The sequence below is a fragment of the Streptomyces sp. NPDC003393 genome, from assembly GCF_053589015.1.
Window position 1 is genome coordinate 80,614 of the sequence record NZ_JBSFRB010000036.1, and the last position, 14,545, is coordinate 95,158.

Annotated in this window: 12 protein-coding genes, 1 tRNA gene and 1 pseudogene; 7 read left to right on the top strand and 7 right to left on the bottom strand. The window is 72.4% G+C overall.

What is annotated here, in order from left to right:
- The first annotated feature begins 5 nt into the window (after nucleotides 1–5).
- From cysS to ACWDUZ_RS28690, 3 genes are all read left to right on the top strand, one after another.
- Nucleotides 6–1,406, top strand: a complete 1,401-nt coding sequence (gene cysS, locus ACWDUZ_RS28680; protein WP_451634691.1) for a cysteine--tRNA ligase — start codon at nucleotides 6–8, stop codon at nucleotides 1,404–1,406.
- Nucleotides 1,407–1,534: 128 nt separating this feature from the next.
- Nucleotides 1,535–2,473 (top strand): 23S rRNA (guanosine(2251)-2'-O)-methyltransferase RlmB, encoded by a 939-nt coding sequence (gene rlmB, locus ACWDUZ_RS28685; RefSeq protein WP_451634692.1) that lies wholly within the window; start codon nucleotides 1,535–1,537, stop codon nucleotides 2,471–2,473.
- Between the two features lie 152 nt (nucleotides 2,474–2,625).
- Nucleotides 2,626–4,488, top strand: coding sequence for a DoxX family protein (locus tag ACWDUZ_RS28690; protein WP_451634693.1), 1,863 nt, complete (start codon nucleotides 2,626–2,628; stop codon nucleotides 4,486–4,488).
- Nucleotides 4,489–4,571: 83 nt separating this feature from the next.
- Here ACWDUZ_RS28690 and ACWDUZ_RS28695 read toward each other — a convergent pair whose 3' ends face one another.
- From ACWDUZ_RS28695 to ACWDUZ_RS28705, 3 genes are all read right to left on the bottom strand, one after another.
- Entirely contained in the window at nucleotides 4,572–5,303 is a 732-nt protein-coding gene (locus tag ACWDUZ_RS28695; protein ID WP_451634694.1) for a nucleotidyltransferase family protein, read from the bottom strand.
- A 244-nt stretch (nucleotides 5,304–5,547) separates the two neighbouring features.
- Nucleotides 5,548–5,997: a hypothetical protein gene (locus tag ACWDUZ_RS28700; protein ID WP_451634695.1), complete on the bottom strand. Its 450-nt coding sequence runs from the start codon at nucleotides 5,995–5,997 to the stop codon at nucleotides 5,548–5,550.
- A 252-nt stretch (nucleotides 5,998–6,249) separates the two neighbouring features.
- Nucleotides 6,250–7,386: an ABC transporter ATP-binding protein gene (locus tag ACWDUZ_RS28705; RefSeq protein WP_451634696.1), complete on the bottom strand. Its 1,137-nt coding sequence runs from the start codon at nucleotides 7,384–7,386 to the stop codon at nucleotides 6,250–6,252.
- Between the two features lie 347 nt (nucleotides 7,387–7,733).
- Between ACWDUZ_RS28705 and ACWDUZ_RS28710 the strand changes: the two genes are divergently transcribed.
- The 3 genes from ACWDUZ_RS28710 (at nucleotide 7,734) to ACWDUZ_RS28720 (ending at nucleotide 9,417) form a co-directional block, all read left to right on the top strand.
- Nucleotides 7,734–7,811, top strand: a tRNA-Thr gene (locus ACWDUZ_RS28710).
- Nucleotides 7,812–8,079: 268 nt separating this feature from the next.
- Entirely contained in the window at nucleotides 8,080–8,850 is a 771-nt protein-coding gene (locus ACWDUZ_RS28715) for a hypothetical protein (protein WP_451634697.1), read from the top strand.
- Nucleotides 8,851–9,021: 171 nt separating this feature from the next.
- Nucleotides 9,022–9,417 carry a DUF6234 family protein gene (locus ACWDUZ_RS28720; RefSeq protein ID WP_451634698.1) on the top strand — a complete coding sequence of 132 codons (396 nt, stop codon included), beginning with the start codon at nucleotides 9,022–9,024 and terminating at the stop codon, nucleotides 9,415–9,417.
- Nucleotides 9,418–9,581: 164 nt separating this feature from the next.
- Here the strand turns inward: ACWDUZ_RS28720 and ACWDUZ_RS28725 are convergent, their stop codons facing one another.
- The 4 genes from ACWDUZ_RS28725 to ACWDUZ_RS28740 form a co-directional block, all read right to left on the bottom strand.
- Nucleotides 9,582–10,148 carry a gluconokinase gene (locus tag ACWDUZ_RS28725; protein ID WP_451634699.1) on the bottom strand — a complete coding sequence of 189 codons (567 nt, stop codon included), beginning with the start codon at nucleotides 10,146–10,148 and terminating at the stop codon, nucleotides 9,582–9,584.
- Between the two features lies 1 nt (nucleotide 10,149).
- On the bottom strand, nucleotides 10,150–11,580 hold the full coding sequence (locus ACWDUZ_RS28730) for a glucose-6-phosphate dehydrogenase (RefSeq protein WP_451634700.1): 1,431 nt from the start codon (nucleotides 11,578–11,580) through the stop codon (nucleotides 10,150–10,152).
- Nucleotides 11,577–13,442, bottom strand: coding sequence for a glycoside hydrolase family 15 protein (locus tag ACWDUZ_RS28735; RefSeq protein ID WP_451634701.1), 1,866 nt, complete (start codon nucleotides 13,440–13,442; stop codon nucleotides 11,577–11,579). The genes ACWDUZ_RS28730 and ACWDUZ_RS28735 overlap by 4 nt, the downstream gene beginning before the upstream one ends.
- A 166-nt stretch (nucleotides 13,443–13,608) precedes the next feature.
- Complete coding sequence (locus ACWDUZ_RS28740; RefSeq protein WP_451634702.1) at nucleotides 13,609–14,418, bottom strand: universal stress protein; 810 nt, start codon at nucleotides 14,416–14,418, stop codon at nucleotides 13,609–13,611.
- Nucleotides 14,419–14,474: 56 nt separating this feature from the next.
- On the opposite strand from ACWDUZ_RS28740, the pseudogene ACWDUZ_RS28745 reads away from it, so the two are divergent.
- Nucleotides 14,475–14,545: pseudogene (locus ACWDUZ_RS28745) on the top strand (nicotinamide riboside transporter PnuC); the annotation flags it as partial.

Consider the following 14,545-nt stretch of genomic DNA (forward strand, 5'->3'; position numbering starts at 1 on the left):
GAGTGGTGACTATTCGCCTGTACGACACCAGCGCCCGGCAGATCCGTGACTTCACCCCGCTCAAGCCGGGTTGCGTCTCGATCTACCTGTGTGGTGCCACCGTGCAGGCGGCCCCGCACATCGGGCACATCCGGTCGGGGCTGAACTTCGACATCATGCGCCGCTGGTTCGCCTACCGCGGCTACGACGTCACGTTCGTCCGCAACGTCACCGACATCGACGACAAGATCATCGGCAAGGCCGCCGAGCAGGGCCGCCCCTGGTGGTCCATCGGCTACGAGAACGAGCGGGCCTTCGACGACGGCTACACCGCGCTCGGCTGCCTGCCGCCCACCTACGAGCCCCGCGCCACCGGTCACATCACCGAGATGATCGAGATGATGCGCTCCCTCATCGAGCGCGGGCACGCCTACGAGGCCGACGGCAGCGTCTACTTCGACGTCCGCTCCTGGCCGTCCTACCTGGAGCTGTCCAAGCAGGACCTGAACGAACTGCGGCAGCCCACCGAGGAGGGCATCACCGGCAAGCGCGACCCGCGCGACTTCGCCATGTGGAAGGCCGCCAAGCCCGGGGAGCCCGACTGGGAGACGCCCTGGGGACGCGGGCGCCCCGGCTGGCACCTGGAGTGCTCTGCCATGGCGCACAAGTACCTCGGCTCCGCCTTCGACATCCACGGCGGCGGCCTGGACCTGGTCTTCCCGCACCACGAGAACGAGATCGCCCAGGCCAAGGCCTTCGGCGACGAGTTCGCCCGGTACTGGGTGCACAACGCCTGGGTCACCATGAGCGGCGAGAAGATGTCCAAGTCGCTGGGCAACTCGGTGCTCGTCTCCGAGATGGTCAAGCATTGGCGCCCCATCGTGCTCCGGTACTACCTCGGCACGCCCCACTACCGCTCGACCATCGAGTACAGCGAGGACGCGCTGCGCGAGGCCGAGTCCGCGTTCGCCCGGATCGAGGGCTTCATCCAGCGCGTGGTGGAGAAGGCCGGCCCGGTGGAGCCGTCCGCGCAGGTGCCGCCGGCCTTCGCCGAGGCGATGGACGACGACCTGGGCGTCCCGCAGGCGCTCGCGGTCGTCCACACCACCGTCCGGCAGGGCAACAGCGCGCTGGCCGCCGACGACAAGGAGGCCGCCGTCGCCCGGCTCGCCGAGGTGCGGGCCATGCTCGGCGTCCTCGGGCTCGACCCGCTCGACGAGCACTGGGCCGGTGAGGAGGGCGACCGCGGCGAGGACCTGCACGGGGTGGTCGACTCCCTGGTCCGCATGGTGCTGGACCAGCGCGAGGCCGCCCGCGCCCGCAAGGACTGGGCGACGGCGGACGCCATCCGCGACCAGCTCAACCAGTCCGGACTGGTCATCGAGGACAGCCCGCAGGGCCCCCGCTGGAGCCTCGGACCGCGCTGAGCGGAACCGGGGCCCGACGGGGCGCCGGCGGACGGCCGGGGAAGACCGACTGTGCCGCCCGGCCGTCCGGGCGGCACACTTCACACACGTACGTACGAGTTCGACGAGTTCGAAGAGACAGGTAGGTCATGGCCGCGAACAACCGCCGCATGTCCGGCAAGAAGGGCGCGCAGGTCGGCAGCGGCGGCAAGCGGCGCCGGGGCCTGGAGGGCAAGGGCCCCACGCCCCCCGCCGAGATGCGCAAGGGACACGCCAAGCAGCGCGCCGCCCAGGCGAAGTCCCGCCGCGCCCAGGGCCGCCCGCAGCGCCGCGGCGCGGGCAAGTCCTCCGCCGAGCTGGTCGTCGGCCGCAACCCGGTCGTCGAGGCGCTGCGCGAGGGCGTGCCCGCCACCACGCTGTACGTCCAGCAGTTCATCGACAACGACGAGCGCGTCCGCGAGGCGCTCCGGCTCGCGGCCGAACGCGGCGGCATCAACCTCATGGAGGCGCCGCGCCCCGAACTGGACCGGATGACGAACGGGCTCAACCACCAGGGCCTGGTCCTCCAGGTCCCGCCGTACGAGTACGCCCACCCCGAGGACCTGGCCGACGCCGCCGCCGACGCCGGTGAGGACCCGCTGATCGTCGCCCTCGACGGGGTGACCGACCCGCGCAACCTCGGCGCGGTCGTCCGTTCGGTCTCCGCCTTCGGCGGGCACGGCGTGGTCGTCCCCGAGCGGCGCGCGGCCGGCATGACCGCGGGCGCCTGGAAGACCTCCGCCGGTGCGGCCGCCCGTACTCCCGTGGCCCGCGCCACCAACCTCACGCGCGCCCTGGAGGCGTACAAGAAGGCGGGTGTCACGGTCGTCGGCCTGGCCGCGGACGGTGAGGCCGAACTGGGCGGTCTGGACGCCCTGGATGGCCCGGTCGTCATCGTCGTCGGCAGCGAGGGCAAGGGCTTGTCCCGGCTCGTCGGCGAGACCTGCGACGTCAGGGTGCGGATCCCGATGCCGGGCGGGGCGGAGTCGCTGAACGCCGGTGTGGCGGCCGGGATCGTGCTCTACGAGGCGGCGCGCCGGCGCGGGTGAGGGAGGGCCGGCCTCCGGCCGGCAACGGGGGTCGAACAGAGGTCCGCGTGCTCACCCGCGCGGGTAAAACCGGGCGTTCGGCGCAACCTTGACGCGGCCCGGACAGATCCGACGGGTCAAGGCAGTGTCCTAACTCCTCGTCACTCGGTTAGATGAGTGTGGACACCAGAACACCCCGCACACCCACGGGGGACCGCTCGTCGGGATACGACGACGCTCCCGCGCTGAGCATGGTGAAGGTGCCGAGCGATCCGGCGCAGGTCATCGTCACGCACGCGAGCTTCCGCGTGCAGCTGGGCGCCACCTCGCGCAGCCGGTCCCTGCGGATCGCCCCGCACCTGAGCGCCACCGACAACACCGCCCGCATGCCGGTCGTCGGCGCGGCGGGCCGGGCCCAGAGCGCGCCCCATCGCCGCCCGGTCGTCTGGAGCGGCAGGTCCGCCCCCGACGACACCGGCGCCCACCGGCTGCTCCAGGCCGTGCGCAGCGGCAGTGTGCGGCACACCGAGGCCCCCTCCGCCGACCCCGGGGCCACACAGGTCATCCCGCGCGTCGCCCCCGCACCCGGTTACGGCCCGGGCGCCGGCGCCTACGACGACCTCGACCGGACGGTGGAGACCCCCGTCGTCGGCGCCCAGCGCGGCCCCGAGCCCGGCGAGACCCGGCTGCTGCCGCACATGCGGCCCGCGGGCGGCACGTACGGGGAGTCCGCGTACGGCGAAGCGGCGTACGGCCGCACCGGCTACGCGCGGCCGGGCACCGGCACACCGCTCCACGACCACTCGGCGTACGGCCGACCGCCGTCCTCCCGGCCGACCCACGACCCCGACGACTTCGCGGACGACGACCACCCGGACGCCGGCTTCGCCGAGGACGGCCTCGCGGACTTCCGCCCCGGCGATCACGACGCCTACGACGACCACGACGCCTACGACGACCCGGCCGCCCCGGACGAGCGCCGACGCGGCAGGCGGCACGGCGGCGACGACCCGGCACGCCACGCCTACTATCCGGGCCGCCGGATGAACCTCGGCGTCGTCCTGCTCCCGCTGCGCATCTTCCTCGGCTTCGTCTCCGTCTACGCCGGCATGGGCAAGCTGTGCGACCCGCTCTACTTCGACGGCGGCCAACGCGGCTCCATGGTCAAGTGGCTCAACGCGCTCCACCCGTGGGAAGTCGCCGAACCGCTGCGCCAGTTCGCCCTCCAGCACCCGGTCGGCTCCGGCCTGGTCATCGCCTTCCTCCAGGTCATCGTCGGTGTCCTGACCGTCCTGGGCTGCTGGCAGCGCGTCGCCGCGGCGGTCGGGGCGCTGCTCTCGGCCGCCCTGATCGTCACGGTCAGCTGGCGGACCACGCCCGTCTACGACGCCCCGGACATCATCTACCTCGCCGCCTGGTCCCCGCTGATCATCGCCGGCGCCCCCGTGTACTCCGTCGACGGCCGCCTCGCCGCCTCCGCCTGGCGGCGGCTCGGCCCCCGCTCCGACATCTGGGACCTGCGCGGGTACGTGCTGCGCCGCGGCGCCCTGCTCACGGTGCTCATCACCGGCCTCACCCTGCTCGTCGGCTCGCTGCTCGGCGGAGCGGTGCGCGACGCCGACCGCGTGGTCGTGCCCGGGCCCGGGGAGGCCCCGCGCAACGAACTGCCCGGCTCACCGCTGCCCGACCGGTCCGGCCACCCGCAGCGGAAGGAGGAGTCCCCGTCGGCCTCGACCTCGCCGAGCCACCGGGGCACGACGGCAGGCCCCTCCGGCAGCCCCGCGACCACACCCAGCAGGACCCGGGAGAGCGGCACCGCCACCGGCGGCTCCCCCAGCCAGACCCAGGGCACCGGCCAGGCACCGCCACGCCACTCCGCCCCGGCGCAGCAGGCGCCCAGCACCAGCGCGGGCCCGACCTCCGGCGGCACCGCGACCGGCGGCACGGGCTCGACCGGTGGCTCCGGCTCGGGCGGCTCCGACGGCGGCGGCTCCTCCTCCGGACAGCCGGGCCTGGTGGGCGGTCTGCTGGGCTGACCGGCCGCGCCGCCGGACCGCGGACAGCGACGAGGAGGGTCCCGCACCATCATGGTGCGGGACCCTCCTCGCGGCTCGAGGGGTCACCTCCCCAGAGCGCCGAGCTCCTTCGCGGCCTCTGTCAGGTCCTTCGCGGTGTCGATGGCACGCCAGTAGGCGCCCTGCGGGATCGGGAAGCCGGCCAGCCGGTGCTCGCGAGCCAGCCGCGGGAACGTGGTGCGCTCGTGGTCACCCCGCTCCGGGAGCAGTCCGGCGAACTCGGGCGAGAAGACGTAGACGCCCGCGTTGACCTCGACGGTCGACGGCGGGGCCTCGATGAAGTCCGTGATGTGTCCGAAGCCGTCCGTCTGCACGGCGCCCCAGGGAAGGCGCGGACGGGCCAGCGCAAGGGTCGCGACCGCGTCCCGCTCGGTGTGGAAGTCCGCCATGTCCCGCAGCGAGAAACGGGTCCAGATGTCGCCGTTGGTGGCGTACCAGGGCCTGTCCGGGTGCGGGAGATGAGCGGCGGCGAACCGCAGACCGCCGCCTCGGCCGAGCGGCTCGGACTCCACGACGGTGGTCACGCCGACGGGCAGCGCCGCCGACTTCAGCCACTCCTGAAGAACGTCGGCGAGATGGCCGCAGGAGATCACCACGTCCGTGACGCCCTCCTCGGCGAGCCAGGCGAGCTGGTGACCGATGATCGGGGTGCCCGTGCCGGGGATCTCGACCATCGGCTTGGGCCGGTCGTCGGTGTAAGGGCGCAGCCGGGACCCCTGGCCACCGGCCAGGACCACGGCTTGAGTGGGGCGGGACGCCGCATTCGGATGGGTCATGCCCCGAACTGTACGTCCCACCGGCACGCCCTCGACCGCCCCCCGGAGGGCGAGGAGCAGGACCCCGGCGGGCCGGGCGGGAAGCCCGGCGCGGGGCCCGTGCGACGTTCCCGCGGAGGCGAGCCGGGCACAGGCCCCCGGCACCACGACCGTCCGGCGTGACCGCCCGGCACGACCGCTCGGCGGGCCCGCCCCACGGGCCCGCCGAGCGGCGGAGTCCGCCGCCCGGCGCGGCCGGGCCGGCTCAGCTGTGCGCCCTCAGGACGCCGGAGGCGAAGGAGGTGTCGCAGACGGGACGGGCGTAGGACTGGGCGCGGGACGGGCCGTAGATGCGGACCGCGGCGCGGCCGAGAGTACGCGCGATCGAGGCGCAGTGCCGGGCCAGCGACGGGCGGCCGTTGACCGCCTCCTGGAGATGGGTCAGCGCGACGCCCGGGTTCTTCTCCTGCAACTCGGCCAGCAGCCGGTCGCGCAGCACGTCCTGCGGGGCGCGGGCATGGCCGGCGACCTCGACCGCGGACGCGTCGGACGCGGTGAGCACCGAGTTCGAGGGGTTCCCCGACCAGTTGACTCGGGTGACCGCGAGGGTCCCGGAGAGAACCAGGACGACGGGCAGGACGAGGGCGAGGGTGCGGCCGATCCGGCGGGCGGGGCCCCGGCCGCGTCGCGTGGGTTGGGTGGTGGAGTGCTTCACGCGAGGGAGCGTATCGCTCAGTAATGATTTGGCGACATTTGGTCACCTCTTCGAGGGACAGGTGCGGCTCTTTTCCCGGGTGACGTGTTGACGCACACTGCTCGAAATGTCCCGCACGCCGGGGTATTTCGGGGATGACGAGAAGGGCCCCGCGGCAGGTCGCGGGGCCCTTCTCGTCAACATCGGTCGATCGGGGTGAAATGCCCGGGGTCGTCCCGGGGATTCAGCCGGAAGGCGGCAGCTTCGGCGACGTCAGTCGGAGAGCCGCTCGCCCGTCGAGGTCGAGAACACGTGGGTCTCGCCCGGCCGCGGCACGACGTGCAGCCGCGCGCCCTTCTCCGGCACCTGACGCCCGTTGACGCGGACGACCAGGTCCTTCGTCTCGCCGCCGACCTCGGCGGTGCCGTACACGTAGCCGTCGGCACCGAGCTCCTCGACGACGTTCACGGAGACGGCCAGACCGGCCGGCGCGTCCGCGGCGTCCTTGGACAGCGAGGAGGCCGCGCCGCCGTTGTGCTCGACCACGTCGAAGTGCTCGGGGCGGACACCGACCGTCACCGTACGGTCACCCTTGTCGGCGGCGGCCTTCAGCGCCTCCCGGTTGACGGGCACCACGCTGTTGCCGAACTTCACGCCGCCGTCGGTGATCGGCACCTCGACCAGGTTCATGGCGGGGGAGCCGATGAAGCCGGCGACGAAGAGGTTGGCCGGACGGTCGTACATGTTGCGCGGCGAGTCGACCTGCTGGAGCAGACCGTCCTTGAGCACGGCCACGCGGTCGCCCATCGTCATGGCCTCGACCTGGTCGTGGGTGACGTAGACGGTGGTGATGCCGAGACGGCGCTGCAGCGAGGCGATCTGCGTACGGGTGGACACACGGAGCTTGGCGTCCAGGTTGGACAGCGGCTCGTCCATGAGGAACACCTGCGGCTCACGCACGATGGCGCGGCCCATGGCGACACGCTGGCGCTGACCGCCGGAGAGCGCCTTCGGCTTGCGGTCCAGGTACTCGGTCAGGTCGAGGATCTTCGCGGCCTCCTCGACCTTCTGCCGGATCTCCGCCTTGTTGACGCCGGCGATCTTGAGCGCGAAGCCCATGTTGTCGGCGACCGTCATGTGCGGGTACAGCGCGTAGTTCTGGAACACCATGGCGATGTCCCGGTCCTTCGGCGGCAGGTGGGTGACGTCGCGGTCACCGATGCGGATGGAGCCGGCGTTGACGTCCTCCAGGCCCGCGAGCATCCGCAGGGAGGTGGACTTGCCGCAACCGGACGGGCCGACCAGGACGAGGAACTCGCCGTCCGCGATGTCGATGTCGAGACCGTCGACGGCGGGCTTGTCGGAACCCGGGTAGATCCGGGTCGCCTTGTCGAACGTGACAGTGGCCATGGTGAATGGGCCCCCTTCTACCGGCAGGAACGTGCCGGACGATCCGTTGTAGGAAGGCGGTGCCACTACGGGTGTTTCCGCGTGGTTCCGTGGTGGTGTAGTCCACACAGGTGAACTGGCACAGGACGCTACCTGGCGTTCACCTGGTCTGTCAGCACTTGAAGGCATGTGAACTTCGCGGCAATTTTCGAAAGGGCCGAGGGCGGCACGTATCGACCTGCCGCCGAGTGCGGGGACGATCACGGTCGGTTGCCGCGGGGTGCCGGCGCGGAGATCTTCGTGGCTGGGCGGACGCCGCTCTGTGTACAGTGGATCCGCTCCTCGCGCGCGGCGTTGTAGTGCGCGACGCCTCCTTAGCTCAGCCCGGTCAGAGCAACGCACTTGTAATGCGTAGGTCGTCGGTTCGAATCCGACAGGGGGCTCCAGTGGACTTGCTCCTGACCGGGAATCCCTCCCGGGAAAGACGATCCGTCCGGCCTCGGGCTTCTGGTCCGGGGCCGTTCGCGTGCGCGGACGCGGTCATCGCGGGCCGGCAGGGCTTCGGCTTCTTCTTCGGCCACCGATCGCTTTCGACGGGGCCTGGACCCCCTGTCGCCACGGAGCCCCTGCGGAGGGAGATCCATCGAGGGTCTAAGGTCCGTCCTGCTACGGCCACTTGGGGTGCGGGACGAGTCCCGCGAGGAAGGGGATCCGATGTCCCACGACGACGGAGAAAGCCTGGCGCCGAGACCCGGCGAGCCCACGTACGCGATGTTCGCGGCCGAGGCGCGGCGACAGGCCGCGCTGCCCAGACCCAGGGCGCGCTGCCGTCGGGAGACCGACGTCCGTGGGGTGCCGTGGTGGCGGGTCGGGACGTTGCGGAGGATGTCAGGTCTGTCCACCCTGGTCGGGTCGTTGGTCTGCGCGGTTCTCGTCCTGGTGATCTACGGGCTGGTCGGGGAGTCCTCGCTGGCCCCCCAGGCGTTGCTCGTGCTGCTGATATCGGTCGGAGGGGCGCTCTACGGGGCCTACCGCTTTCGTGCAGGTGGTGGCGCCACGGCCAGGGCCCTGGCCCGTGCGGCCGTTGCGCCCGGCCCGGTGTTCAAGCGGTACGCCCTGCTGTACGACCCGCCCTGGGGCGGGATCGCTCTGCTGGTGCTGTTCCCGGTCGGCGCGGACGATGACGCACGGCCCGAGTCGGTGCTGGAGCTCAGGCCTCTGCCTCAGCCTTCGCCCGGGTTCTTCGGGGCGCGCCGGCTCCCGGCGGACCTGCCCGTGGAGCCCGTCGGCGACCTCGAACTGCGGGGCCGGACGGACGAATCGCCGATGGGCGTGCCGTGGATCGAGGGGCGGGCGTACTGGCCGAAGCGCTCCTACGGCCCGGACGAGCTGAAGAGCGCGGAGGGCCGGGCTCTGACGGCCCGCCTGCTGACCGACGCCGAGGACATCGAGGACGCCGAGGACGGGCAAGCGGTCGACTCGTGACCTTCCTTCCCGGGTGGCTGCCGGGCGGACGGTGGCCGCTGCTGTGGAGACGAGCGTGGCGTGAGCGTCCTGGCCCGGGCCGCCCGTGTCCGGGACGACGCGGCGACACATCGGATGCGGTTGAGTACGGGTGCTCATGCGCCGTGCCACCGGTCGAGGCACTCTGCGTCCATGACCGACACATTCTCCGTCCCGGAGCGCCGGCGACCCTGGTCGCAGCGGACGCGTCCGGGCCTGGACCTCGCCTTCGCGATCCCGCTGTTCCTGGCGGAGACCGGCTGGCTCGTCGTGGACTCGATATACGGCTACGGCCTGGACGTGTGGGCGGCGCAGGGCGACCAGGCGCGGATCGACGCGGCGGCCCTCGCGCACATCGAGCAGGTGCGGATCACGCTGGTCGTCGTGCTGGTCCTGGCTGCCGTGGCGGCGGTCTTCCGTGCGCGCTGGACGGTGGTCGCGCAGCTGCTCGTGGCGCTTGTGGTGGGCGGAGCGCTGGCGGCCGCGCAGCAGGAGTGGCAGCACGACCACTTCCCGTCCGGTTGTGTCCGTTACAGCGCGAACTGCTGAGCCGGCGGAGCCGAGATGTGGAACATGTGACGACACGGCAATGTGAAACGAGGCCGTGACGGAGTCTCACGAAGAAGGCGCGGCGGCATGGCGTCGCCTTCGACGGGTGGCCCGTCATCGCGTGCGGGCGTCGAGACGTGACCCCGTCCCTGGCCGGGTCGGTGTTACCGGTTTCGCGTCAGCAGGTCCGTGGCCAGGCGGGCGAGCGTGTCGGGATCGGGGGTCGCGTCGAGTTGGGCTCCCCGCTCGTCCGGTTCCACGGGCTCGAGTGTGGCGAGCTGGGATTCGAGGAGCGAGGGCGGCATGAAGTGGCCGGTGCGCCGGCCGAGGCGCTCCTCCAGCACCTCGCGGGGGGCCGTCAGGTGCAGGAAGTACGCACGCGGGCAGGCCGCTCGCAGGATGTCCCGGTAGCGTCGCTTGAGTGCGGAGCATGCGACCACGGCGCCGGTGCCCGCCGCGTCGCGTTCGTGCAGCCAGTGACCGATGGACTCCAGCCAGGTCCAGCGGTCGGTGTCGTCGAGCGGTGTACCGCCGGCCATCTTGGCGATGCCTGCCGGGGAGTGGAAGTCGTCGCCGTCCGCGAAGGGGACGTCGAGCCTCTTGGCGAGCAGACGGGCCACCGTTGTCTTGCCGACGCCTGCGACACCTGTGACCACGACGCACGGGGGCCGGCGACGCTCGGCGGCGAGGGCCGTCTCATGGCTGCCGGGGCTGGTGGACCTGTCAGGCATGTCAGGACGCATCGTCGGGTGTCGCTTCGGGATGCAACAGGGCGCTGCGCGGCCGCTGTTCGCCTTCGTGCGGCCGGGGAGGCGGCCCGTCCGAGCCGGCCGGGTACTCCTGCAGGGGGACGAGGTCCCTCTCCCAGGCGTCCAGGACGGGTGTCAGGACCCGCCACGCCTGCTCGGCCTCGTCGCCTCGGATGGACAGGGCCGGGTCGCCTCTCATGACGTCCAGGAGGAGCCGGCCGTAGGCGGGCAGGGCGGGCGGTTCCATGCGCGCGGTCAGTGAGAGCGGGGTGAGGGCCTGGGCGCGTGAGCCGATGCCCGTCATGTCCAAGGTCATGCCTTCGGGTTCCAGGCCGAAACGCAGCACGTTGGGCAGGGCCTGCCCTTCCTGGCCGAAGGGCAGGTGGGGGACGGAGCGGAAGCGCACCGCGACCTCTTTGCGGTCCCGTCCGAGTGCCTTGCCGCTGCGCAGCCGGAACGTCGTCCCGGACCAGCGCCAGCTGTCGAGTTCCAGTTCGACCTCGGCGAAGGTCTCGGTGTGCCGCCGTGGGTCCACGCCCTCCTCGTCGACGTACGCGGGGACGGCGTGGTCGCCGGCCCGGCCGGACAGGTAGCGTGCGCGGCGGGTGCGGTGCGTGATGTCGTAGTCGGTGAGGAGCCGTACGGAGCGCAGTACGTCGACCTTCCGGTCGCGCAGGTCCCGCTCGCCGAGGGTGATCGGGGGTTCCATGGCCACGAGACACAGCAGTTGCAGCAGGTGGTTCTGCACCATGTCCTTGAGCGCGCCGACGCCGTCGTAGTAGCCGGCCCGGCCCTCCAGGGCGAGGGCCTCGTCCCAGACGATCTCCACTTCGGCGATGTGGGTGCTGTTCCAGAGGGGTTCCAGGACGCGGTTGGCGAGGCGGCTTCCGAGGACGTTCTGGACCGTTGTCATGGCGAGGAAGTGGTCGACCCGGAACACCGCCTGTTCGGGGACGAGTCCGGCGAGCAGCAGGTTGAGTTCCCGGGCGCTCGCCAGGTCCTCGCCGAACGGTTTCTCCAGGACGATCCGGCTGCCCAGGGGCAGGCCGGCGTCGTGCAGGGCGGTGACCACGTGCGGGAAGAGCGCCGGAGGCAGGGCGAGGTAGGCGGCGACCGGGTCGTCGCCGGCGACGACCGCGGCGACGTCCGAGGGGTCGGTGACGTCGGCCCGCCGGTAGTGGGCCGAGGCGGTGACGGCCGCCCTGGCGTCGGCGGGGCAGGAGACGCCGTGACGGTCGAGTTGTTCGGTGACCCACGCGCGGTACTGGTCGCTGTCCCAGTCCTCCCTGCTCGCTCCGGTGAGCCGGAAGCCGTCGTGGATGTGGCCCGCGGCCCGCAGCGCGGCCAGGGCCGGCAGGAGGTAGCGAGCGGTGAGGTCTCCTGTCGCGCCGAAGACGGCGAGGCGGTCGATCATGTCAGGGCGCCCGCCATGGCCAGGCTCGCCGTCCTCGCCCGGGCGAGATTGACGCCGCCGGCGATGACGCCGATGTGGCTGAACGCCTGGGGGAAGTTGCCCATGAACTCGCCGGAGACGGGGTCGATCTGCTCCGGCAGCAGTCCCAACGGGTTGGCGCGGGCGCACAGCGACGTGTACAGCTCCTCGGCCTCGTCGACGCGGCCCTGTGCGGTGAGGTTGTCGGCCAGCCAGAAGCTGCACAGCACGAAGGCGCCCTCGTCGCCCGGGATGCCGTCGGGCGACTCGTGGAGCAGGTAGCGGTGGAGCAGGCCGTCACCGGCCGACAGGCGCTCGGCGATGGCGTCGGTGGTCGCCGCCATCCGTGGGTGGTCGGCGGGTATCACCTGGCGCAGGGGGAATGCGAGCAGACTGGCGTCCAGGACACCGCCGCCGTCCAGGTGCGCGCTGAGCGTCCGCGCGTCCTCGTCCCAGGCGTCCTCGAGGATGACCTGGCGCAGCCGTTCGGCCGAGGCCCGCCAGGCGGTGATCCGGCCGGGCAGGCCGAGCCGTTCACCGATGGCGGCGGCCCGGTCCAGGGCCACCTGGCACATACCGGCCGAGTACGTGAACACGCGGCCCTCATTGCGCACTTCCCAGATGCCCTGGTCGGGCCGGCGCCAGGCCTGCTCCGCGGTGTCGGCCAGCCCCGCCAGGCCGGCCCACAGCGCGGGCTGTACCGTCTCGCCCCTGCGCAGCCACTGGTCGGTGCGCAGCCACTGGTCGGCGCAGTCGAGGATCTCGCCGTAGACGTCGTGCTGGCGCTGGTCGGCGGCGCCGTTGCCCCATCGCACCGGGGCGGAGCGGCGGTATCCCTCCAGCTCGGTGTCCTCGGTCTCGTCGGGTACGAGGCCGCCGTCGAGGCTGTACATGATGCGGGGGCTGCGGCTCTGTTCGACGGCGTCGAGGACCCAGCCCAGGAAGGCGTCCGCCTCGCCGGTGAAGCCGATGCGCCGCAGGGCGAACACGGCGTAGGCGGCGTCCCGGATCCAGGCGTAGCGGTAGTCCCAGTTGCGGATTCCGCCGACCGGGGCGGGCAGGGAGGAGGTGGGCGCCGCGACCAGGGCCCCGTTGGCCCAGTCGTCGCAGAGCTTGAGGGTGATGGCGGCGCGCCGGACCAGGGCCTCCTGGGGCCCGGAGTAGGTGAAGTGCTTCATCCATCGCCGCCACGCCTCGGCGGTGTCCGCCAGCATCGCGTCGGCCTCGTACCGGTGGTGGCGGTGGAAGCGGCCCCAGGACAGAAGGAGGTCGAGGTGTTCGCCCTGACGGAGGTCGTGGGTGGTGCGCAGGCCGGTCAGGGGGCGGTTGCAGTGCAGGTGCAGGCGCAGGTCGGGCCGTCGTGCGGGTCTGAGTTCCAGGCCGCCGAACAGGGCCTGCGCCGTGCCGCCGCCGCGGGGTTCCACAGTGACGTGCAGGCGGACGTGTCCGGACAGGACCACGGCCGACCGGACGAGTTGGCACCGTCCGGCAGGCAGGTCGTCGGTGAGGTCGGCGCCGGGGCGCAGGGGCAGCGCGTCGGTGACCCGCACCAGGCCGGTGGTGCTGCGCAGCTCGGTCGTCAGTACGCCGGTGTCGGGCTCGTAGAGCTGCCGGGCCTCCACCAGGTCCTCCGGCGCGACGGTGAAGTGCCCGCCGCGTGCCTGGTCGAGCAGGCCGCAGAACAAGGGCTCCGAGTCGAACCGGGGGAGGCACATCCACGGGATCGATCCGTCCAGGCCGACGAGCGCGGTCGTCGTACCGTCTCCGACGAGGCCGAGGTCCTCCAGCGGCAGACAGCCTTCCGGCCTGCGGACCGGCCGGAACGGGGGGTCGGGATCGTGCATGGCTCCTCGCTTGTGAGCCGGGAGCACCGTCCGGCACACCGTGCGGTCCGGGCGGGCATGGGCCGGCGGCTCCGGCGTCAGCCGCTCACTGCTGCCACTGTCTCAAGGTCCGGGCCCGCCCGCGACCCGGCCGTCGGGGAGGCGGTGCGTCACCTCGCCGGCGCGCTCACGCCTTGCCGCGCACGACGGTGACCGGGCAGTGCGCGTGTTGCAGCAGCGCCTGGCTCACCGAACCCAGGAGCAGTCCGGCGAAGCCGCCGCGCCCCCTGGCCCCGACGACCATCAGCTGGGCGGTCCGGCTCGCCTCGATCAGGACTTCGCGGGTTTCTCCGCTCACCACCTCCTGCCTGACCGTGACCTCCGGATACCTCTCGCCGCGGCCGGCGAGTGCCAGAGCGGGCAGGCGCTCCGCGCTCTCCATGCCCGTACCGGCCGGCGCGTGGTCCGGCAGCCACGCGTGCAGGGCGAGGAGCTCGGTCTCGCGCAGTGCCGCCTCGGCGAAGGCGAATTCGATCGCGGCCTCACCGTGCGGGGAGCCGTCGACACCCAGCACGACGGGCCCGGTGTGATCGGTCTCCTCGCGGACCACCATCACCGGGCACTCGGCATGGGCGGCCAGGGCCACCGCCGTCGAACCGAGCAGCATGCCGATGAAGCCGCCCATGCCCCGGCTGCCGACGACCACGAGGTCCGCGGCGCGCGACTCGGCCTCCAGCACGGACACCGCACCGCCGATCATCACGGTGCCGGTGACCTCCAGGCCGGGCGCCACACTCCGGGCGAGCTGCGCGGCCTCGTGAGCCAGGTGATTGAGCGGTGAGGGGTCGAGCGGCGCGTACATGGGCCCCACCGGCCAGCTGAAGGCGTGCACCACTCGGAGCTTCGCGGAGCGCCGCAGGGCTTCCCGGGCGGCCTGCACCACCGCGGCGTTGCTCGACGACGAGCCGTCCACTCCTACGACGACCAGGCTGCTCACGGCTCCTCCGCTCCTCGCGCACTTCTCCGTCGGCGGCCGCCCGCGCCCCGGGGCGGTCCGGTCTGATCCTCTTCACGGCCTTCGCCACCGCCCATCTCTCCGGCAGCGCCGGCAAGCAGATCGTCGT

Bases quoted from the DNA above. Each gene is read 5' to 3' on its own strand.
- rlmB (WP_451634692.1), top strand. From the start codon at position 1,535: ATGGCCGCGAACAACCGCCGCATGTCCGGCAAGAAGGGCGCGCAGGTC.
- ACWDUZ_RS28690 (WP_451634693.1), top strand. From the start codon at position 2,626: ATGAGTGTGGACACCAGAACACCCCGCACACCCACGGGGGACCGCTCG.
- ACWDUZ_RS28695 (WP_451634694.1), bottom strand. From the start codon at position 5,303: ATGACCCATCCGAATGCGGCGTCCCGCCCCACTCAAGCCGTGGTCCTG.
- ACWDUZ_RS28705 (WP_451634696.1), bottom strand. From the start codon at position 7,386: ATGGCCACTGTCACGTTCGACAAGGCGACCCGGATCTACCCGGGTTCC.
- ACWDUZ_RS28715 (WP_451634697.1), top strand. From the start codon at position 8,080: ATGTCCCACGACGACGGAGAAAGCCTGGCGCCGAGACCCGGCGAGCCC.
- ACWDUZ_RS28720 (WP_451634698.1), top strand. From the start codon at position 9,022: ATGACCGACACATTCTCCGTCCCGGAGCGCCGGCGACCCTGGTCGCAG.
- ACWDUZ_RS28725 (WP_451634699.1), bottom strand. From the start codon at position 10,148: ATGCCTGACAGGTCCACCAGCCCCGGCAGCCATGAGACGGCCCTCGCC.
- ACWDUZ_RS28730 (WP_451634700.1), bottom strand. From the start codon at position 11,580: ATGATCGACCGCCTCGCCGTCTTCGGCGCGACAGGAGACCTCACCGCT.
- ACWDUZ_RS28735 (WP_451634701.1), bottom strand. From the start codon at position 13,442: ATGCACGATCCCGACCCCCCGTTCCGGCCGGTCCGCAGGCCGGAAGGC.